This window comes from Streptococcus oralis (genome assembly GCF_026782285.1).
Taxonomy (GTDB): domain Bacteria; phylum Bacillota; class Bacilli; order Lactobacillales; family Streptococcaceae; genus Streptococcus; species Streptococcus oralis_CG.
In genome coordinates this window covers 81,775-101,268 of sequence record NZ_JAKUWG010000003.1, presented here as the reverse complement: position 1 = coordinate 101,268, position 19,494 = coordinate 81,775, and the positions used below count along the sequence as shown (strand labels likewise).

The 19,494-nt window shown below is 42.0% G+C and carries 18 protein-coding genes and 1 pseudogene; 16 read left to right on the top strand and 3 right to left on the bottom strand.

Annotated elements, in window-relative coordinates:
• Positions 1-4 precede the first annotated feature (4 nt).
• From MK403_RS02785 to MK403_RS02770, 4 genes are read left to right on the top strand one after another with little or no spacing between them, the layout of a single operon-like run.
• The gene (locus tag MK403_RS02785; RefSeq protein ID WP_084974385.1) at positions 5-1,501 is read left to right on the top strand and encodes an ABC transporter permease; all 1,497 of its coding nucleotides are present in this window, start codon (positions 5-7) and stop codon (positions 1,499-1,501) included.
• Positions 1,501-2,427 carry an oligopeptide ABC transporter permease OppC gene (gene oppC, locus MK403_RS02780; protein ID WP_000103934.1) on the top strand — a complete coding sequence of 309 codons (927 nt, stop codon included), beginning with the start codon at positions 1,501-1,503 and terminating at the stop codon, positions 2,425-2,427. Before MK403_RS02785 ends, oppC begins: the two co-directional genes overlap by 1 nt.
• An 8-nt stretch (positions 2,428-2,435) precedes the next feature.
• Complete coding sequence (locus MK403_RS02775; RefSeq protein WP_173259013.1) at positions 2,436-3,503, top strand: ABC transporter ATP-binding protein; 1,068 nt, start codon at positions 2,436-2,438, stop codon at positions 3,501-3,503.
• Positions 3,504-3,513: 10 nt separating this feature from the next.
• Positions 3,514-4,443: an ATP-binding cassette domain-containing protein gene (locus MK403_RS02770; protein ID WP_001291316.1), complete on the top strand. Its 930-nt coding sequence runs from the start codon at positions 3,514-3,516 to the stop codon at positions 4,441-4,443.
• 87 nt (positions 4,444-4,530) lie between these two features.
• On the opposite strand, the gene MK403_RS02765 is transcribed toward MK403_RS02770, so the two are convergent.
• On the bottom strand, positions 4,531-5,970 hold the full coding sequence (locus MK403_RS02765) for a TrkH family potassium uptake protein (RefSeq protein ID WP_268708896.1): 1,440 nt from the start codon (positions 5,968-5,970) through the stop codon (positions 4,531-4,533).
• Between the two features lie 3 nt (positions 5,971-5,973).
• On the bottom strand, positions 5,974-7,323 hold the full coding sequence (trkA, locus tag MK403_RS02760; protein WP_061418132.1) for a Trk system potassium transporter TrkA: 1,350 nt from the start codon (positions 7,321-7,323) through the stop codon (positions 5,974-5,976).
• Positions 7,324-7,723: 400 nt separating this feature from the next.
• Here trkA and MK403_RS02755 point away from each other — a divergent pair, with 400 nt between their 5' ends.
• The 10 genes from MK403_RS02755 (at position 7,724) to rpsI (ending at position 17,681) form a co-directional block, all read left to right on the top strand.
• A complete protein-coding gene (locus MK403_RS02755) occupies positions 7,724-8,227 on the top strand; it encodes a tRNA (cytidine(34)-2'-O)-methyltransferase (protein WP_268708895.1) in 504 nt (167 codons plus the stop codon).
• A gap of 532 nt (positions 8,228-8,759) precedes the next feature.
• Positions 8,760-9,323: an ECF transporter S component gene (locus MK403_RS02750; RefSeq protein ID WP_268708894.1), complete on the top strand. Its 564-nt coding sequence runs from the start codon at positions 8,760-8,762 to the stop codon at positions 9,321-9,323.
• On the top strand, positions 9,313-9,963 hold the full coding sequence (locus MK403_RS02745) for a phosphatase PAP2 family protein (RefSeq protein WP_268708893.1): 651 nt from the start codon (positions 9,313-9,315) through the stop codon (positions 9,961-9,963). The genes MK403_RS02750 and MK403_RS02745 overlap by 11 nt, the downstream gene beginning before the upstream one ends.
• Positions 9,964-10,235: 272 nt before the next feature.
• Positions 10,236-11,282 carry a phenylalanine--tRNA ligase subunit alpha gene (gene pheS / locus MK403_RS02740; protein WP_268708892.1) on the top strand — a complete coding sequence of 349 codons (1,047 nt, stop codon included), beginning with the start codon at positions 10,236-10,238 and terminating at the stop codon, positions 11,280-11,282.
• Positions 11,282-11,791: a GNAT family N-acetyltransferase gene (locus MK403_RS02735; RefSeq protein ID WP_268708891.1), complete on the top strand. Its 510-nt coding sequence runs from the start codon at positions 11,282-11,284 to the stop codon at positions 11,789-11,791. Before pheS ends, MK403_RS02735 begins: the two co-directional genes overlap by 1 nt.
• Positions 11,792-11,867: 76 nt before the next feature.
• Positions 11,868-14,273, top strand: a complete 2,406-nt coding sequence (pheT, locus tag MK403_RS02730; protein WP_268708890.1) for a phenylalanine--tRNA ligase subunit beta — start codon at positions 11,868-11,870, stop codon at positions 14,271-14,273.
• Positions 14,274-14,523: 250 nt separating this feature from the next.
• A complete protein-coding gene (locus MK403_RS02725) occupies positions 14,524-15,417 on the top strand; it encodes an ABC transporter ATP-binding protein (RefSeq protein ID WP_268708889.1) in 894 nt (297 codons plus the stop codon).
• A complete protein-coding gene (locus tag MK403_RS02720) occupies positions 15,414-16,613 on the top strand; it encodes an ABC transporter permease (RefSeq protein WP_268708888.1) in 1,200 nt (399 codons plus the stop codon). Before MK403_RS02725 ends, MK403_RS02720 begins: the two co-directional genes overlap by 4 nt.
• Before the next feature lie 210 nt (positions 16,614-16,823).
• Positions 16,824-17,270 (top strand): 50S ribosomal protein L13, encoded by a 447-nt coding sequence (rplM, locus tag MK403_RS02715; RefSeq protein ID WP_001044624.1) that lies wholly within the window; start codon positions 16,824-16,826, stop codon positions 17,268-17,270.
• Between the two features lie 18 nt (positions 17,271-17,288).
• Positions 17,289-17,681: a 30S ribosomal protein S9 gene (rpsI, locus tag MK403_RS02710; protein ID WP_000075973.1), complete on the top strand. Its 393-nt coding sequence runs from the start codon at positions 17,289-17,291 to the stop codon at positions 17,679-17,681.
• Positions 17,682-17,787: 106 nt separating this feature from the next.
• Here the strand turns inward: rpsI and MK403_RS09455 are convergent.
• Positions 17,788-17,889: pseudogene (locus MK403_RS09455) on the bottom strand (ketohydroxyglutarate aldolase); the annotation flags it as partial.
• 143 nt (positions 17,890-18,032) lie between these two features.
• Here MK403_RS09455 and MK403_RS02705 point away from each other — a divergent pair.
• Together MK403_RS02705 and MK403_RS02700 are read left to right on the top strand one after the other, a co-directional pair.
• A complete protein-coding gene (locus MK403_RS02705; RefSeq protein ID WP_268708887.1) occupies positions 18,033-18,545 on the top strand; it encodes a GNAT family N-acetyltransferase in 513 nt (170 codons plus the stop codon).
• A 261-nt stretch (positions 18,546-18,806) separates the two neighbouring features.
• Positions 18,807-19,493 (top strand): LexA family transcriptional regulator, encoded by a 687-nt coding sequence (locus MK403_RS02700; protein ID WP_084974359.1) that lies wholly within the window; start codon positions 18,807-18,809, stop codon positions 19,491-19,493.
• Position 19,494: the final 1 nt, after the last annotated feature.

The following is a 19,494-nucleotide window of genomic DNA, read 5'->3' as shown; positions in this document are numbered from 1 at the left end:
CGATATGAAGAAATATATTTTTATGCGTGTATTGCGTTCATTGGTGTCTATCTTCTTGGTGACAACCTTGACCTACACGATTATCTATACGATGGTTCCTCGAAAACTGATTTTCAAGCAGGATACCAACTATAACAAGATTGCAACGACGCCAGATAAACGGGATAACTATGAAAATACCGTTTATGAGCGGATGGGCTATATCGAGTACTACGATACCAAGGAGTTGCAAGAAAAAGCGAGCACAATGGACTCATCTGTAACAGTTGATGCCAATGAGACTAATAAGGCAATCTACGAAAAATACATCAACCAACTAGGAAATGGTTGGACACTCGGTGTATTCTCAGAAAGTGGTCAATTCTATGCTACGCGTGAAATTCCAATTTTTGAACGTGTTTTCAAATTCTACTCGAACTTGCTCGACATTGATCATACAAACAAGATTCAAGACCCTGAAAATCCAAACTTGGAACGCTATCTTCGTTTTGAAAATGACCCTGCTATTGGTTGGTCATTGGTTGGTTCAGGTACAAAACATAAATACCTTTTGTATTTCAACAATCAATTCCCATTTGTACACCAAAACTTTGTGAACATTAACTTGGGAGACTCTTACCCAACTTATGCAAACACACCAGTGCTTCAAGTTATCACACAGGGTCAGGGACAAACGAAGACATCAGAAGTTCAATTCCCTACGGGTAAAAAGACTTCCTCTGTAGATATTTACTCTCGTACCTACAAGTCACCAAGTCAAGCAGATGCGCGTGAGGTAGCTAACTATGGTAAAGACGATCCATATACAGCTACAGAAAGCAATTATCAATATCCATCAATGATTGCAAGCTCGGCTGTTGCTGGTTTGATCGGTTTGGTTATTTCTTATGCGATTGCCATTCCTCTTGGATCTGCTATGGCTCGCCACAAGAATACTTGGATTGATAGCTTCTCGACAGGTGCTCTAACCTTCTTGCTTGCCCTTCCAACGATCGCTTTGGTTTACATCGTGCGCTTGATTGGATCATCTATTGGTCTGCCTGACTCATTTCCTATCTTGGGGGCTGGAGATTGGCGTTCCTACGTCTTGCCAGCAGTCATTCTAGGTTTGCTGGGAGCACCAAGTACAGCTATCTGGATTCGTCGTTATATGATTGACTTGCAATCTCAAGATTTCGTTCGATTTGCTCGTGCAAAAGGACTGTCTGAAAAAGAAATTTCAAATAAACACATCTTTAAAAATGCCATGGTTCCTTTGGTTTCAGGTATTCCTGGTGCCGTAATCGGGGTTATTGGTGGTGCAACATTGACAGAAACAGTCTTCGCCTTCCCAGGTATGGGTAAAATGTTGATTGACTCTGTTAAGGCATCAAACAACTCAATGGTAGTTGGTCTCGTCTTCATCTTCACATGTATTTCTATCTTCTCACTCTTTGTAGGAGATATCTGGATGACCATGCTTGACCCACGTATTAAATTGACAGAGAAAGGAGGCAAATAATGTCAACAATCGGAAAAGAAAAATTTCAGTTCGTAAAACGTGACGATTTTGCCTCTGAAACAATTGATGCTCCTGCCTATTCATACTGGGGTTCTGTATTTAGACAGTTTCTAAAGAAAAAATCAACAGTCTTTATGCTAGGAATTTTGGTTGCCATTATCTTGATGAGCTTTATTTACCCAATGTTCTCAGATTTTGACTTCAACGATGTAAGTAAGGTCAATGACTTCTCTGCTCGTTTTATCAAGCCCAATGCTGAGCATTGGTTTGGTACAGATAGCAATGGTAAATCCTTGTTTGACGGGGTTTGGTTTGGGGCGCGTAACTCTATCCTCATCTCTGTCATTGCCACTTTTATCAACCTTGTGATTGGGGTTATTGTTGGTGGAATTTGGGGAATTTCAAAATCCGTTGACCGCGTCATGATGGAAGTTTATAACATTATTTCAAACATTCCATCTCTCTTGATTGTCATTGTCTTGACTTATTCAATTGGTGCTGGTTTCTGGAATTTGATTTTTGCCATGAGTGTGACAACTTGGATTGGGATTGCTTATATGATTCGTATCCAAATCATGCGTTACCGTGACTTGGAATACAACCTTGCTTCTCAAACACTTGGAACACCAACCTTTAAAATCATCGTTAAAAACATCATGCCACAATTGGTATCCGTTATTGTTTCTACGATGACCTTGATGTTGCCAAGCTTCATCTCTTATGAAGCCTTCCTTTCCTTCTTTGGATTGGGATTGCCTGTAACAGTGCCAAGTTTGGGACGTTTGATCTCAGATTACTCACAAAACGTTACGACCAACGCTTACTTGTTCTGGATTCCGTTGACAACCTTGATCTTGGTATCCCTATCTCTTTTCGTTGTTGGTCAAAACCTAGCGGACGCTAGTGATCCACGTACACATAGATAGGAGTAGACATGACAAAAGAAAGTAATGTAATTTTGACTGCTCGTGATATTGTCGTGGAATTTGACGTTCGTGACAAAGTTCTGACGGCTATCCGAGGAGTGTCTCTAGACCTGATTGAAGGGGAAGTTCTTGCCTTGGTAGGTGAGTCAGGTTCTGGTAAATCTGTTTTAACAAAAACCTTTACAGGGATGTTAGAAGACAATGGACGTATTGCCCAAGGAAGCATCGACTATCGTGGACAAGACTTGACTGCTCTTACTTCTAACAAGGAATGGGAGAAGATTCGTGGTGCTAAAATTGCGACCATCTTCCAAGATCCAATGACAAGCTTGGACCCAATCAATACAATCGGTAGCCAAATCACTGAAGTTATCGTTAAACACCAAGGGAAAACAGCTAAGGAAGCCAAAGAGATGGCAATCGACTATATGAACAAGGTCGGAATCCCAGATGCTGAAAAACGTTTTGACGAGTATCCTTTCCAATATTCTGGAGGGATGCGCCAACGTATCGTTATTGCGATTGCCCTTGCGTGTCGTCCAGATATTTTGATCTGTGACGAGCCAACGACGGCCCTTGACGTAACCATTCAAGCGCAAATCATTGATTTGCTTAAAACCTTGCAAAATGAGTACCACTTTACCATTATTTTTATCACCCATGACCTTGGTGTGGTAGCAAGTATTGCTGATAAGGTAGCGGTTATGTATGCTGGGGAAATTGTAGAATACGGTACTGTTGAGGAAGTCTTCTACGATCCACGTCATCCATATACTTGGAGTCTCTTGTCTAGCTTGCCACAGCTTGCTGATGATAAGGGGGAATTGTACTCTATCCCAGGAACACCACCATCTCTTTATACTGAGTTGAAAGGTGATGCCTTTGCCCTTCGTTCAGATTATGCGATGCAAATTGATTTTGAAGAGAAGGCACCTAAGTTTTCAGTCACTGATACTCACTGGGCTAAGACTTGGTTACTTCATGAGAATGCTCCTAAAGTTGAAAAACCTGGAGTCATTGCAGATTTGCATGACAAGATTCGTGATAAAATGGGCTTTGCTCATCTAGAAGACTAGGAGGAAGGAAATGTCTGAAAAATTAGTAGAAATTAAAGATTTAGAAATTTCCTTCGGTGAAGGAAGTAAGAAGTTTGTGGCGGTTAAAAACGCCAACTTCTTTATCAACAAGGGAGAAACTTTCTCTCTTGTAGGTGAGTCTGGTAGTGGGAAAACAACCATTGGTCGTGCCATTATTGGTTTAAATAATACCAGTAAAGGAGAGATTATCTTTGATGGCCAGAAAATTAATGGCAAAAAATCTCACAAGGAATCCTCAGACTTGATTCGTCGTATCCAGATGATTTTCCAGGACCCTGCAGCAAGCTTGAATGAGCGTGCAACAGTTGACTATATCATCTCTGAAGGTCTTTACAACTACCATTTGTTCAAAGACGAAGAAGATCGAAAAGAAAAAGTTCAAAAGATGATCCATGAAGTTGGACTTTTGAAAGAACACTTGACCCGCTATCCACACGAGTTTTCTGGTGGTCAACGTCAGCGTATCGGGATTGCCCGTGCCCTTGTGATGGAACCTGATTTCGTTATTGCGGATGAGCCAATTTCAGCCTTGGACGTATCAGTGCGTGCGCAAGTCTTGAACTTGCTCAAGAAATTCCAAAAAGAGTTGGGCTTGACCTATCTCTTTATCGCGCATGACTTGTCAGTTGTTCGCTTTATCTCAGATCGTATCGCAGTTATCTATAAGGGAGTTATCGTCGAAGTGGCGGAGACAGAGGAGTTGTTTAACAATCCTGTCCACCCCTACACTCAGGCGCTTCTATCTGCTGTACCGATTCCAGATCCAATCTTGGAACGCAAGAAGGTCTTGAAAGTGTACGATCCTGACCAACATGACTATGAGACAGACAAGCCATCTATGGTAGAAATTCGTCCAGGTCACTATGTTTGGGCTAACCAAGCGGAAGTTGCTCGATACAAAGAAGCTCTTAAAAAATAAATCGATTAGGAGAGGACCGAAAGGTCTTCTCGTTTTTAATAGAAAAATCCCCTTCTACTAGCTTGTAAAAGGGGAATTGTATTATAATTAGCGTTTAGACCAAGTGCGTTTCATAAAGAGTAGCAAAATTGGGTAAATCTCTAAGCGACCTGCAATCATTGCAAAGGAGAGGAGGATTTTAGAGATGGGACTAAAGATGGCAAAACTCGAGGTTGTACCTAGAATAGGTCCGATATTGTTAAAACAGCTGAAGACAGCACTGGTCACGACTAGAAAATCATTACTATCAAGACTGACGATAAAGATGAGAGAGAGTATAATCATCACGTAGATGGCAAAATATTTAAGAATCTTGTGCTGGGTATCCTTGTCAATCACAGTTTTGTTGACATGTAGAGTCAAGACACGGTGAGGGGATAAGATGGACAAAATCTGATTTTTAGCAATTTTTGAGAGGATGAGTCCTCTGATCACTTTGAGACCACCTGCGGTTGAGCCAGCTGATCCACCGATTCCCATGAGGAAGAGGAGGATAAACTGGGAGAAGAGGGGCCAGTTGGTAATATCTCCGTAACCAAAACCTGTTGTCGTGATGATATTGGAAACCTGGAAGAAGGCCATTTCAACACTCTTAGAGACACCTTGGTAAAGGTGGAGGGTGTTGAGGGTAATCAAGCCTGTAGACACTAGGACAATAATCACATAAGCTCGCAGTTCTTCATCTCCAAAGAAGGCCTTGACCCGACGGAGCATAAGGAAGTAATACAGGTTAAAATTGACTCCGAAAACTAGAACGCCAAAACTGACAAGATAGGTAATTAGGGAACTGCCGTAGTGAGCAATTCCGTCGTTATAGACGGTAAAGCCCCCAGTTCCTGCTGTTCCCATAGCGATGACAAAACTATCATAGAGAGGCATGCCTGCTAGATAGTAGATAACCACAAAAAGGGAGAAGAGAGCCAGATAAAGCAGATAGAGAATCTGGGCAGTGTTTTTTAGCTTGGATACGACCTTACCAAAGACAGGTCCAGGGACCTCAGCCTTCATCACCTCCAAGTGACTATTCTTGGCATTGTCCATAATGGCAAGTGCAAAGACGAGTACCCCCATCCCTCCGATCAAGTGGGTGAAACTTCTCCAGAAGAGGAGGGAACGAGTGAGAACGGAAACATCGTTCAGGATAGTTGCTCCTGTAGTCGTAAATCCAGAACTGATTTCAAAGAAGGCATCGATGACGCTTGGGATTTGTCCTGAAAAGACAAAGGGGAGGCCACCAAAGAAAGACCATAGAATCCAACAGAGGGCAACAATTAAGACCCCTTCCTTGGCATAAATCCGTTGATTTTTCGGTTTCCGTAAAACGCCAAGACCACCGAGAAGGACTAAAATTCCAATCGTAGAAAAGAGAGCGATAAATACTTGACTGGATTCTTGGTAATAGGTTGCTACACCAACAGGTGCTAGAAGGAGAACAGCCTCAATCAAGAGAAGTTTTGAGAGGAGGTAACGAATCATACTTTTATTCATTTTTTACCTCTCAATCAAATCATAAATCTTGGTGATGTTTGGCAATAAGGTCGTCACGAGTAACTTGTCTCCCACCTCAAGCATATCCTCTCCAGTAGGGAAGATTGTTTTTCCTTTTCGGATAATGGCTGCGATGAGAACACCTTTTTTTAATTTTAGATGCGAAAGTGGCTTGGCAGTCATTTTATTAGCTTCCTTGATATGGAATTGCAGGGTTTCAATTTGGCCATTTGCTAGATGGTGCATGGCTTGAAGGTCTGAGTATTGGGCGTTTACCCGACCACGGATAAAGTGCATAATGGTATCCACTGCGATGATTTTGGGTGTGATGATACTTGAAAAATCAGGCGCATGGATAATTTCTAAAAGGCTAGTTCGGTTGACCTTGGTGATATTTTTCTGGACACCAACACGGTCAAGGAACATGGAGGTGATGATGTTTTCCTCGTCAACACCAGTTAAGGTTGCGACCGCATCGTAGCTAGGAGCACTTTCTTCCAGTAAGATGTCCTTAGCAGTTCCATCTCCTTGTACGATATAGAGATTTGGGAATTTTTCACTAAAGAAACGAGCTCTTTCAGGATTGATCTCGATAACCTTGGTATCGATGCGACTGTCCTTTAGAATACCAAGCAGATAATAAGCGATTTTTCCAGCTCCAACGATAAGCAAGCTTTTCACTGCACGTGATTTGAAATAGTTGTGGAAAAGCATCATATCTACACGATTTCCCGTAACAAAAATCCGATCCTTGTCCTGGATAGTGACATCACCACTTGGAATCATGAGTTGATGGTCTCTTTCCATAGCACAGACAATGATGTTGCCAAATTTCTTACGGAAGTCTGAGATTGGCATTTGACAGAGCCCGCTAGAATCTTTGATAACAAACTCCATGAGACTGACCCGACCTCCAGCAAAACGCTCAACTGAGAGGGCATTAGGGAAATCGATGATATTTGAGATGGCACGGGCTGCTAAGAGTTCTGGATTAACGATAAGTGAAAATCCAAGAATATTTTTCTCTTTAAAATAGGCATTAGAGTATTCAGGATTTCGCACCCGAACGATGGTTTCTTTAGCGCCCATTTTTTTGGCAAGTACCGCTGAAATCATATTCACTTCATCGTATTCAGTTAGAGCGATAAAGATATCACACTCTTGGACGCCGGCTTGCTCCAAGATGGCAAAGTCAGCACCATTTCCAAGAAGGCCCATGATATCAAAGCGACTGACAATATGGTTAAGTACAGCTTCATTTTGCTCGATGAGGACAACGTCATGGTTTTCCGCTACTAGTGAACGACAGAGGGCAAAACCGACTTTCCCTCCACCAACAAGGACAATTTTCATATAAAAAACCTACTTTTTCATGATGTAACTATCATACCCTTTTTTAGCAAAAAATGCACTTGCCAAGCCGATTTTTGGGAGAAGAAAGGACTTTTTCAAGTTTTTGAAGATAAATATGCTTAACTTCTATAACAATATCTCTGATTTGAAGTGATTTTACTCTCTTGCTAAGGCTATTTTGAAAGTGAATGTCTCGGTATGAAAATATAATAAAAAAAGTAAAAAAATCAAGTCGTTTCTATTGACATTGATTCTGAAAGTGTTATACTAAGAAAGTAGTTTCGCTGATTTACTTCAAACCTGTTGTGAGGTAAGTTAACGATGCCTTAACCACGCTGTTTGCTGAGCTTGACTCCGGGCAGTGTGGCTATTTTTTTGCAATGATAAAAGGAAGCCAATTATGACAAATCACATTGTTTTATTTGAACCTCAGATTCCACAAAATACGGGCAACATCGCGCGTACTTGCGCTGCCACCAATTCTCCCCTCCACATCATCAAACCGATGGGCTTTCCTATTGATGACCGCAAGATGAAGCGGGCTGGTTTGGATTACTGGGATAAGCTTGAGATTTATTTTTACGACAGTTTGGAAGATTTCATGTCTCAGATGAAGGGTAAACTCTATCTGATTTCCAAATTTGCAGAAAAGGTCTATTCTGAGGCGAATTTGGCAAGCGATGAGGATCATTATTTTCTCTTCGGACGTGAAGATAAGGGCTTACCTGAGGACTTTATGAGAGAACATCCTGAGAAGGCTCTCCGTATTCCCATGAATGATGAACATGTCCGCAGTCTCAATGTGTCTAATACCGTCTGCATGATTGTCTATGAAGCGCTTCGCCAGCAAAATTTCGCAGGTTTGGAACTCGTTCACACCTATGAATCAGATAAATTGAAATAAACAAAATGCTTGCACTTGCAAGCGTTTTTTGTTAAGATTAAAGGGTCTTCAGGGCTGGGTGAAATTCCCGACCGGCGGTGACTTTAATACTCTTCGAAAATCCAATTCAAACTACGTCAGCTTCGCCTTGCCGTACTCAAGTACAGCCAGCGGCTAGCTTCCTAGTTTGTTCTTTGATTTTCATTGAGTATCATTAGGAAAAAATTTTTCCTTTAAAACTTTGTTGACAAGCTTTGCCTAACCAAAAGTTATGCCTACAGCTTGTCGCCTAGTCTAAAAGAAAAATCTCTATTTCCTTCCCTTAAAGAAGTCCGCGAGCGCAAGCTGATGTGGTGCGATTCCACAACCGACAGTATAGTCTGGATGGGAGAAGACGAAAGAATGGCTTTGTCTGTTCTGATGAGTTTATAGAGAAGTTGCAACCGCTTGCTCAAAAGAGTGAGAGGGAACTTTTGGGATATAAAAAGTGAGAATAGATAGAGGGATCCTTTCCAACTTCTTCTGATTTTATAGAAAATTGGAGGAACCTGTTATGACAAACACACGTCGAATTTCGACCATTGCGATTTTATCAGCCATTTCATTTGTGCTGATGTACTTTGACTTTCCGCTCTTGCCAGCGGCAACCTTCCTCAAGATCGAGTTTAGTATCTTGCCAGTCCTTGTGGGCTTGGTCGTGATGGATTTGCCAGCTGCTCTAGGAATTCTCTTGATGCGCTCACTCTTGAAATTGCTTCTGAATAGCCAAGGAGTGAATACCTACATTGGTTTGCCAATGAATATCATAGCTTTGGGAGTTTTTGTTATCGCCTTTGGTTTGATTTGGAAAAAGGAACGCAGCACCCTTCGTTTCCTACTAGCATCCCTAGCGGGAACTATTGGATTGACTTCTGCGATGTTGGTTCTCAACTATGTTTATGCTGTCCCTTTGTACGCGCAGTTTGCCAACTTTGATATTAGAGAAATTATAGGACTTTCTAACTACTTGATGACCATGGTTTTACCTTTTAACCTGATTGAAGGTTTAATCTTTGCCGTTTCATTCTGGTTGTTATACGTCCTCTTGAAACCAACCTTAAAACATTATGAGAGATAAACAAACATTTTTAATGAAGGGCAGTTTTGCCCTTTTACTTTTCGTCCTTCTTGGCTATATGGTTAAGTTTTACCCTGAAACGCTGGTCAGTTTTGATCAACCGATTCAGACTGTTATTCGTGGGGACTTGCCAAATTATTTGACAATTCTATTCCGTGTCCTTACGCATTTGATTGATATCCCGGTGATTATCACCTGGGTTGCCATTGCAGCCTTTATCTTTTATCGTAAGCAGTGGAAGATAGAAAGCTACTTCATGGCGGGTAATCTAGCCTTAGCTGGTCTTTTAATCGTGACCTTTAAAAACATCTACCAGCGCCCTCGGCCGGCTATCATACACCTAGTCGAGGAGAAGGGCTTTTCCTTCCCAAGTGGGCATTCTCTGGCTGTAACTTTGATGGTAGGCACTCTGATTGTTATTCTCAGTCAGCGGATTAAAGATCCAGTCTGGAGAAAAATTGTGCAAATTGTCCTTGGCTTCTACCTAGTCAGTGTGCTTCTATCTCGGGTCTATCTGGGAGTTCACTACCCATCAGATGTTCTTGCCAGTTTCTGTGTGGGCTTGGGAGTCTTGTTTATCGAATTTCCTTTCTATGACAAGCTTCGCTTCCAATGGCGATTTAAAGGCAAGCAGAAGTGAGATAGGTCTTGCAAGAATGGTAAAAATCTGATAAACTAAGTAGTAATTGAATAGGAATCCGCAAGACTAGTAACTCAAGGGAAGTATATCAGGGAGGAGAGCCGTGACTGCAAGCTCTCTATATGAAAGCTGGGTGAATTCACTTGCGCATGGATTTAGAAATGAAGGTCTGACTTGTCAGATGAAAACGGATGGTACCGCGTGTCAACGCTCCGAGTGGAGTTTTTGACATGTGGTTTTCTTTTTATCTACGAGAGACTGATGGAGGAATTATGTCAACTATTGAAGAACAATTAAAAACGCTTCGAGAAGAAACGCTGGCTAGCTTGAAGCAGATTACTGCTGAAAATGAAAAAGAGATGCAAGACTTGCGTGTCTCTGTCCTTGGGAAAAAAGGGTCACTTACTGAAATCCTCAAAGGGATGAAAGATGTTTCTGTTGAGATGCGCCCAATCATCGGGAAACACGTCAATGAAGCGCGTGATGTCTTGACGGCAGCCTTTGAAGAAACAGCTAAGCTTTTGGAAGAAAAGAAAGTCGCAGCTCAACTGGCTAGTGAAAGCATCGATGTGACACTTCCAGGTCGCCCAGTTGCGACTGGTCACCGTCACGTTCTCACGCAAACCAGTGAAGAAATTGAAGATATTTTCATCGGGATGGGTTACCAAGTCGTGGATGGTTTTGAAGTGGAGCAAGACTACTACAACTTTGAACGTATGAATCTTCCTAAAGATCACCCAGCTCGCGATATGCAGGACACTTTCTACATCACAGAAGAAATCTTACTCCGTACTCACACGTCACCTGTTCAAGCGCGTGCTATGGATGCTCATGATTTTTCAAAAGGTCCTTTGAAGATGATCTCACCAGGACGTGTGTTCCGTCGTGACACAGACGATGCGACCCATAGTCACCAATTCCACCAAATCGAAGGATTGGTTGTTGGGAAAAACATCTCTATGGCTGACCTTCAAGGAACGCTTCAGTTGATCGTCCAAAAGATGTTCGGTGAAGAGCGTCAGATCCGTTTGCGTCCATCTTATTTCCCATTCACAGAGCCATCTGTTGAGGTGGATGTTTCCTGCTTCAAGTGTGGTGGAGAAGGCTGTAACGTATGTAAGAAAACAGGTTGGATCGAGATTATGGGTGCCGGTATGGTTCACCCACGTGTCCTTGAAATGAGTGGTATCGATGCGACTGTTTACTCTGGATTTGCCTTTGGTCTTGGACAAGAGCGTGTCGCTATGCTCCGCTACGGAATCAATGATATCCGTGGGTTCTACCAAGGCGATGTCCGCTTCTCAGAACAGTTTAAATAATGATTAGAAAAGTAGAAAAGGCAGATATTGGGGCGTTGTCCAAAATTGCCAAACAAACCTTTCGTGAAACATTTGCTCATGATAATACGGAAGAGCAGTTACAGGAATACTTTGAAGAGACTTATAGTCTGAGAGTTTTGTTAACTGAGTTGGAAAATCCAGATTCCGAAACCTATTTCATTATGCATGAAGAGGAGATAGCTGGTTTTCTCAAAGTCAACTGGGGAAGTGCTCAGACTGAGAGAGAATTAGAGGATGCTTTTGAAATTCAACGCCTCTATGTGCTACAAAAATTCCAAGGATTTGGACTAGGTAAGCAACTGTTTGAATTCGCTCTTGAACTTGCTACCAAAAATAGTTTTTCCTGGGCTTGGTTAGGTGTTTGGGAGCATAATACAAAAGCTCAAGCGTTTTATAACCGATATGGTTTTGAAAAATTTAGCCAACATAGTTTTATGGTTGGTCAAAAAGTAGATACAGATTGGTTACTGAAAAAGAAATTAAGGTAAGAAGAGGATTCTTCTATTGAAATGATAGGAAAGGAAAAGAACTAGAGTGGCAACTGTCATTCTGGAGAACTAAATTATGCTTGTATCTTATAAATGGTTAAAAGAGTTGGTGGACATTGATGTGCCATCACAAGAGTTGGCTGAAAAAATGTCAACTACAGGGATTGAGGTAGAAGGTGTCGAATCACCTGCTGCTGGTCTCTCAAAAATTGTCGTCGGTGAGGTTTTGTCTTGCGAAGATGTGCCAGAAACTCACCTCCATGTTTGTCAGGTTAACGTTGGCGAAGAAGAAGCCCGTCAAATCGTCTGTGGTGCCCCAAATGTGCGTGCTGGTATCAAGGTCATGGTGGCGCTTCCGGGAGCCCGTATCGCGGACAATTACAAGATTAAAAAAGGGAAAATCCGTGGCTTAGAGTCTCTCGGAATGATCTGTTCACTTGGTGAACTGGGGATTTCTGACTCAGTTGTACCAAAGGAATTCGCAGATGGTATTCAAATCTTGCCTCAAGATGCAGTGCCAGGTGAGGAAGTCTTCTCATATCTAGACTTGGATGACGAAATTATCGAACTTTCCATCACTCCAAACCGTGCAGACGCTCTTTCTATGCGTGGAGTAGCGCACGAAGTGGCAGCTATCTATGACAAGGCAGTTAGCTTTAAAGAATTCAGTTTAACAGAAACAAATGAAGCTGCAGCAGATACTCTTTCTGTAGGTATCGATACAGATAAGGCGCCATACTATGCGACTCGTATCTTGGACAATGTAACCATTGCACCAAGTCCACAATGGTTGCAAAACCTCCTTATGAACGAAGGGATTCGTCCAATTAACAATGTCGTAGACGTGACCAACTACATCCTGCTCTACTTTGGTCAGCCTATGCATGCCTTTGACTTGGATACCTTTGAAGGCAATGACATCCGTGTGCGTGAAGCGCGTGCTGGTGAAAAATTGGTGACCTTGGACGGGGAAGAGCGTGACTTGGAAGCAAATGACTTAGTCATCACTGTCGCTGACAAGCCAGTAGCTCTTGCAGGTGTCATGGGTGGTCAAGCAACAGAAATCTCTGAAAATTCTAGTCATGTCGTCCTTGAAGCTGCTGTTTTCAATGGCAAATCTATCCGCAAGACTAGCGGACGCCTCAACCTTCGTTCTGAGTCGTCTTCTCGCTTTGAAAAAGGCATCAATGTGGCAACTGTTAATGAAGCCCTTGATGCGGCAGCTAGCATGATTGCTGAGCTTGCAGGTGCGACAGTGCGTAAGGGCATCGTTTCAGCAGGCCAGCTTGATACTTCAGATGTGGAAGTTTCTTCAACTCTGGCTGATGTTAACCGTGTCCTTGGTACGGAGCTTTCATACACTGATGTCGAAGATGTCTTCCGTCGTCTTGGCTTTGGCCTTTCTGGAAATGCTGAAGCCTTTACAGTCAGCGTACCACGTCGTCGTTGGGATATCACTATCGAAGCTGACCTCTTTGAAGAAATCGCCCGTATCTATGGTTACGATCGTTTGCCAACTAGTCTTCCAAAAGATGACGGTACAGCTGGTGAATTGACTGCGACACAAAAACTTCGCCGTCAAGTTCGTACCATCGCTGAAGGAGCAGGATTGACAGAAATCATCACCTACGCTCTAACAACGCCTGAAAAAGCAGTTGAGTTCACAGCTCAACCAAGCAAGCTGACAGAACTCATGTGGCCAATGACAGTGGACCGTTCCGTTCTCCGTCAAAATATGGTCTCAGGTATCCTTGATACGGTGGCCTACAACGTGGCTCGTAAGAACAAAAACTTGGCTCTTTATGAGATTGGAAAAGTCTTTGAACAAACAGGTAATCCAAAAGAAGAACTTCCAAATGAAATCAACAGCTTTGCCTTTGCCTTGACAGGCTTGGTTGCTGAAAAAGATTTCCAAACAGCAGCAGTTCCAGTTGATTTCTTCTATGCTAAGGGAATCTTAGAAGCGCTCTTTACTCGCTTGGGACTCCAAGTAACTTATACAGCAACAGCTGAGATTGCTAGCCTTCACCCAGGCCGTACAGCCGTGATTTCAATCGGTGACCAAGTTATTGGTTTCCTTGGCCAAGTGCATCCGGTCACTGCCAAGGCTTATGATATTCCAGAAACGTATGTAGCGGAGCTCAACCTTTCAGCCATTGAAGCTGCCCTTCAGCCAGCAGCTCCATTTGTGGAAATTACCAAATTCCCAGCTGTTAGTCGTGATATTGCTCTACTTCTCAAGGCAGAAGTTACTCACCAAGAAGTTGTAGACGCAATTCAAGCTGCAGGCGTGAAACGTTTGACAGATATCAAACTCTTTGACGTCTTCTCAGGCGAAAAACTGGGAGTTGGCATGAAGTCAATGGCCTATAGCTTGACCTTCCAAAATCCAGAAGACAGCCTAACAGACGAAGAAGTCGCACGCTACATGGAAAAGATCCAAGCATCACTCGAAGAAAAAGTGAATGCAGAAGTACGTTAACTCATCAATCCATCCTTTGGGGTGGATTTTTAGTTTCAAAAGGACAGTTTAGGATCAAAAATGGACAATTGAGGAGTAAGAGCACCTGTATACACTTTAATGGGCTATAATTGTTCTATCACTTGGGTACTCAAAATCCTTAGAGAGTTTAGTTTTTAAGGAAGGATGAACAAGATAAAAATGTACATAAATCCTTGTAAAGGCTATCAAAAAGGAGTATAATAAGTGCAACATATTTCGGAGGTGGAAAATGCTAGAAGTAAGAAATCTAGAGAAAAGTTTCGGTTCCAAGCAAGTCTTGTTTGGTGTCGATTTTCAGGCAAGTCCAGGACGAATTTTGGGACTGGTCGGGAAAAATGGTGCTGGGAAAACAACGATTTTCCACAGTATGTTGAAATTTTTGGAGTATCAAGGAGAGATCAGTCTGGATGGGCAGGAGATTCGTCAGGAAACCTACGCTCGGATTGGCTATCTGCCTGAGGAACGCAGCCTTATGCCCAAGCTGACAGTCCTTGAGCAAGTTCGCTACTTGGCGACTCTAAAGGGCATGGATGCTAAGGAGGTCAAGGAAAAACTCCCTCAATGGATGGAGAAACTGGAAGTGAAAGGAAAGCTGACTGATAAAATCAAGAGCCTCTCCAAAGGGAATCAGCAGAAAATTCAGCTCATTATCACTCTGATCCATGAGCCAGACTTGATTATCTTGGATGAACCTTTTAGTGGTTTGGATCCAGTCAATACTGAGTTGCTCAAGCAGGTCATCTTGAAAGAGAAAGAGCGCGGTGCAATCATTATCTTTTCTGATCATGTCATGACCAATGTCGAGGAACTTTGTGATGATATTCTGATGATACGAGATGGACGTGTGGTCTTGCATGGACCAGTTCAGGATGTTCGCAATCAATACGGGAAAACACGTCTCTTTGTCTCAAGTGAACGAAGCAAGGAAGAACTGGAAAACCTTCCTCATGTCAAACAGGTGAGCTTGACCAAGCAAGGTAGTTGGAAATTGATCCTAGATGACGAGAGCGCTGGAAGGGAACTCTTCCCCATCCTCACTCAAGGTCGATATATCGCGACCTTTGACCAACAAGCTCCAACAATCGATGAAATCTTTAAACTAGAATCAGGGGTGGAAGTATGAGAAATATGTGGGTTGTAATGAAGGAAACCTATCTTCGACATGTCAAGTCGTGGAGTTTCTTCTTTATGGTGATTTCGCCGTTCCTCTTTTTAGCCTTATCTGTAGGAATTGGCTATCTCCAAGGGTCTTCTATGGCCAAGAATAGCAAGATAGCAGTAGTAACAACGGTGCCATCTGTGGAAGAAGGGCTCAAGGGTACCAATGGTATCAACTTTGATTATAAGGATGAAGCCAGTGCCCAAGCTGCTATCAAGGATGAGAAAATCAAGGGTTACCTAACCATTGACCAAGAGGACAGTGTCCTCAAGGCCGTCTATCATGGTGAAACCTCTCTTGAAAGTGGCATCAAGCTAGCTGTAACCAATAAGTTAAACGAACTGCAATACCAACTCAATCGCTCAGCAGCCAATTTGTCTCAAGAACAGGAAAAACGCTTGAGTCAAACCGTTGACTTTACTGAGAAGATTGATGAATCCAAGGAAAATAAAAAAATTGTTCAAACCATCGCGGCCGCAGGGCTTGGTTTCTTCCTTTATATGATTTTGATTACCTATGCTAGTGTCACTGCTCAGGAAGTAGCTAGCGAGAAAGGAACCAAAATCATGGAGGTGGTCTTCTCTAGTATCCGAGCAAGTCATTATTTCTACGCTCGCATGCTGGCTCTGCTTCTTGTGATTTTGACCCATATTGGGATTTACGTCGTGGGTGGACTTGCTGCCATTCTGCTCTTTAAAGATATCCCTATCTTGGCACAATCTGGTATTTTAAATCATCTAGGAGAGGCCTTCTCGCTCAATACCTTATTGTTTGTCTTGGTTAGTCTCTTTATGTACGTTGTTTTGGCAGCCTTCCTAGGATCCATGGTTTCTCGCCCTGAGGATTCAGGAAAGGCCTTGTCGCCATTGATGATCTTGATTATAGCAGGATTTGTCGGTGTGACCTCTCTAGGTGCTGCTGGGGACAATTTAGTTCTGAAAATTGGTTCCTATATTCCTTTCATCTCGACCTTCTTTATGCCATTTAGAGCTATAAATGGGTATGCAAGTGGTCTAGAAGCTTGGATTTCTCTTGCTATAACGGTTGCTTTTGCAGTCACTGCAACTGCCTTTATCGGACGCATGTATGCTAGTCTAGTCCTTCAAACGGATGATTTGGGAATCTGGAAAACCTTTAAACGTGCCTTAGCTTACAAATAGGAGAGCCTCGCAAAAGCGAGGTTTTTCTAGATGTTAAACAGCGAAATCAGTAAAAATATTTTTCATATCTATTGACTTTTAGTAGTAAAATTTGGTATGATAGTAGACGGTATTGTTTACCCCATTTGTAAGGCCCCGGAACCTTTCAAATACCCCGCGGACCGGAACATCCGCCCTGTAAACAAAAACGATATTCATATAGGAGAAATCATGAACAAAACTACATTCATGGCTAAACCAGGCCAAGTAGAACGCAAATGGTACGTTGTTGACGCAACTGATGTACCTCTTGGACGCCTTTCAGCAGTTGTTGCTAGCGTACTTCGCGGAAAAAACAAACCAACATTCACACCACACACTGATACAGGTGACTTCGTAATCGTTATCAATGCTGAAAAAGTTAAATTGACTGGTAAAAAAGCAACTGATAAGATCTACTACACTCACTCAAACCACCCAGGTGGATTGAAACAAATCTCTGCTGGTGAACTTCGTTCTAAAAATGCAGTACGTTTGATCGAGAAATCAGTTAAAGGTATGCTTCCACACAATACTCTTGGTCGCGCTCAAGGTATGAAATTGAAAGTATTCGTTGGAGCTGAGCACACTCACGCTGCACAACAACCAGAAGTTCTTGATATTTCAGGACTTATCTAAGGAAAGGAACAATAAAGTATGTCACAAGCACAATATGCAGGTACTGGACGTCGTAAAAACGCTGTTGCACGCGTTCGCCTTGTTCCAGGAACTGGTAAAATCACTGTTAACAAAAAAGATGTTGAAGAGTACATCCCACACGCTGATCTTCGTCTTGTTATCAACCAACCATTCGCAGTTACTTCAACTGTAGGTTCATACGACGTTTTCGTTAACGTTGTAGGTGGTGGATACGCTGGTCAATCAGGAGCTATCCGTCATGGTATCGCTCGTGCCCTTCTTCAAGTAGACCCAGACTTCCGCGATTCATTGAAACGCGCAGGACTTCTTACACGTGACTCACGTAAAGTTGAACGTAAGAAACCAGGTCTTAAGAAAGCTCGTAAAGCATCACAATTCTCAAAACGTTAATCAATACGATTATATCAACGTTTCAAAGCACTCAAAAGTTTACCTTATGGGTGCTTTTTTGGTGTTTTTTTGAAAAGTTTACCTCAAAGTTTACCTTATTTTTACCTTATTGTTTTAGAGACTTTAAAGCAAATTCACCAACTGCCATAGGAACTATATTAGAAGTGTTGGCATAAGTCTGACTTGTATCAATATGGGTTAGCGCTTGAATATTATGCTTATCCATAGTATTTTGTGTTATAATGTAGAAACTATATAGAAAATAAAAGAATCTCTTTAAATTCTTTAAATTTCACTTTGTGTAAACATGAGAAAATATTGAATGTAGATAATGACGGGAGATGATTTACAATGATCAGTTTAGAGCTGTTGTCTAAAGCAAATAGTCTAGACGTATATGCTTTTGAAAAAGAAAATCGGGAGTACTTTGAACGAAATTTACCTCCTAGACCAGCTAACTATTTTGATTCAGACGGTTTTAAAGAAATTATAAGGGAATTGTTAACGGAGCAAGATAATCATGATGCATACATGCATCTTATTAGAGATTCGCAAGGTGTTATGGTTGGAAGAATCAATTTAAGTGTCTTAGAGAGTGATCGAAATACAGCAGAGCTTGGGTATAGGATTGGGGAAAATGTTACTAACTTAGGCTATGCCAGCGAAGCGGTTAAGCTCGTTTTAGCAAAAGCTTTCACGACTTATGGTCTCAATAGAATCATTGCAGGAACGGCAACGGGTAATCTGGCCTCTCAGAGGGTGCTTTTAAAAAATGGCTTCACCTTTAGTAGAATGATAGAAAATGATTTACAAATTCATAATGAGTGGATTCATACAGCAGTATTTGAGATAACGAGGCCATAATATCATCATTTCCAGTCTATTGAAAAGGTTAATGGAGTTCTAATCTTTCCAGACATTCAAGAATATTTTCTTGGATGTTTTTTGTTTAGAATCTCCGGGTATATCTGTTAAAATTTGTTTTTCTCAGTGGACAATTGTTCACTTTTTTTATATAATAAAACTAAACCGAATTGGTTGAATTTTGAAAGTGTAAGTTCAACCGTCGATTAGTCTTTCTAAGGGAGATAATGTCCATTAAAGCATCACACTAGGAGGTGAATCATGTACCAACCAGAAAAACTCAAGGCTCGTAGAAAAGAGCTAAAACTGACACAAAAAAAGATTGCAGAGCAACTGGGGATTAGTTTTCAGGCGTACTCCGCTTGGGAACGCGGGATTAAGGAACCATCCAAGGAGAAGGTTGCTCAGCTAGAGAAGATTTTAAAAGTGGCAAAAGGGTATTTCACCCAGATTGAGATTGTCCGTCTTTATAATAGCTTATCTAACCAAGGGAAGGAAAAGGTTGTTCTCTATGCTCGCAACCTAGCTCAAGAGGAACAAGCTCAGAAAGTGACGACCATGCCAGAGCGTCTCTACGAGTATCATGTCTATGAACGCATGTCAGCAGGAATCGGGGCATCGGTCTACGGTGACCAGAATTTTGATACGGTTTACTTTAATGAGGAATTAGCTCACGATTTTGCTTCCTGGGTGGCTGGGGACTCCATGGAACCTAAATATCAAAATGGCTCCGTGGCTCTGATTCGAGAGACGGGATTTGACTATGACGGAGCAGTTTATGCAGTGGTCTGCAACAACCAGACCTATATCAAACGGGTTTATCGGGAGGAAGATGGCTTGCGTCTGGTATCGATCAATCCTAAATACAAGGACATTTTCATCTCCTATGAAGAAGATCCTCGGATTGTGGGGATTATCGTTGGGAATTTTGTGCCGATGGAGGGTTAGC

Bases quoted from the DNA above. Each gene is read 5' to 3' on its own strand.
- MK403_RS02770 (WP_001291316.1), top strand. From the start codon at position 3,514: ATGTCTGAAAAATTAGTAGAAATTAAAGATTTAGAAATTTCCTTCGGT.
- trkA (WP_061418132.1), bottom strand. From the start codon at position 7,323: ATGAAAATTGTCCTTGTTGGTGGAGGGAAAGTCGGTTTTGCCCTCTGT.
- MK403_RS02775 (WP_173259013.1), top strand. From the start codon at position 2,436: ATGACAAAAGAAAGTAATGTAATTTTGACTGCTCGTGATATTGTCGTG.
- pheS (WP_268708892.1), top strand. From the start codon at position 10,236: ATGTCAACTATTGAAGAACAATTAAAAACGCTTCGAGAAGAAACGCTG.
- MK403_RS02765 (WP_268708896.1), bottom strand. From the start codon at position 5,970: ATGAATAAAAGTATGATTCGTTACCTCCTCTCAAAACTTCTCTTGATT.
- rplM (WP_001044624.1), top strand. From the start codon at position 16,824: ATGAACAAAACTACATTCATGGCTAAACCAGGCCAAGTAGAACGCAAA.
- rpsI (WP_000075973.1), top strand. From the start codon at position 17,289: ATGTCACAAGCACAATATGCAGGTACTGGACGTCGTAAAAACGCTGTT.
- MK403_RS02725 (WP_268708889.1), top strand. From the start codon at position 14,524: ATGCTAGAAGTAAGAAATCTAGAGAAAAGTTTCGGTTCCAAGCAAGTC.
- MK403_RS02700 (WP_084974359.1), top strand. From the start codon at position 18,807: ATGTACCAACCAGAAAAACTCAAGGCTCGTAGAAAAGAGCTAAAACTG.
- pheT (WP_268708890.1), top strand. From the start codon at position 11,868: ATGCTTGTATCTTATAAATGGTTAAAAGAGTTGGTGGACATTGATGTG.
- oppC (WP_000103934.1), top strand. From the start codon at position 1,501: ATGTCAACAATCGGAAAAGAAAAATTTCAGTTCGTAAAACGTGACGAT.
- MK403_RS02720 (WP_268708888.1), top strand. From the start codon at position 15,414: ATGAGAAATATGTGGGTTGTAATGAAGGAAACCTATCTTCGACATGTC.
- MK403_RS02745 (WP_268708893.1), top strand. From the start codon at position 9,313: ATGAGAGATAAACAAACATTTTTAATGAAGGGCAGTTTTGCCCTTTTA.
- MK403_RS02735 (WP_268708891.1), top strand. From the start codon at position 11,282: ATGATTAGAAAAGTAGAAAAGGCAGATATTGGGGCGTTGTCCAAAATT.
- MK403_RS02755 (WP_268708895.1), top strand. From the start codon at position 7,724: ATGACAAATCACATTGTTTTATTTGAACCTCAGATTCCACAAAATACG.
- MK403_RS02785 (WP_084974385.1), top strand. From the start codon at position 5: ATGAAGAAATATATTTTTATGCGTGTATTGCGTTCATTGGTGTCTATC.
- MK403_RS02705 (WP_268708887.1), top strand. From the start codon at position 18,033: ATGATCAGTTTAGAGCTGTTGTCTAAAGCAAATAGTCTAGACGTATAT.
- MK403_RS02750 (WP_268708894.1), top strand. From the start codon at position 8,760: ATGACAAACACACGTCGAATTTCGACCATTGCGATTTTATCAGCCATT.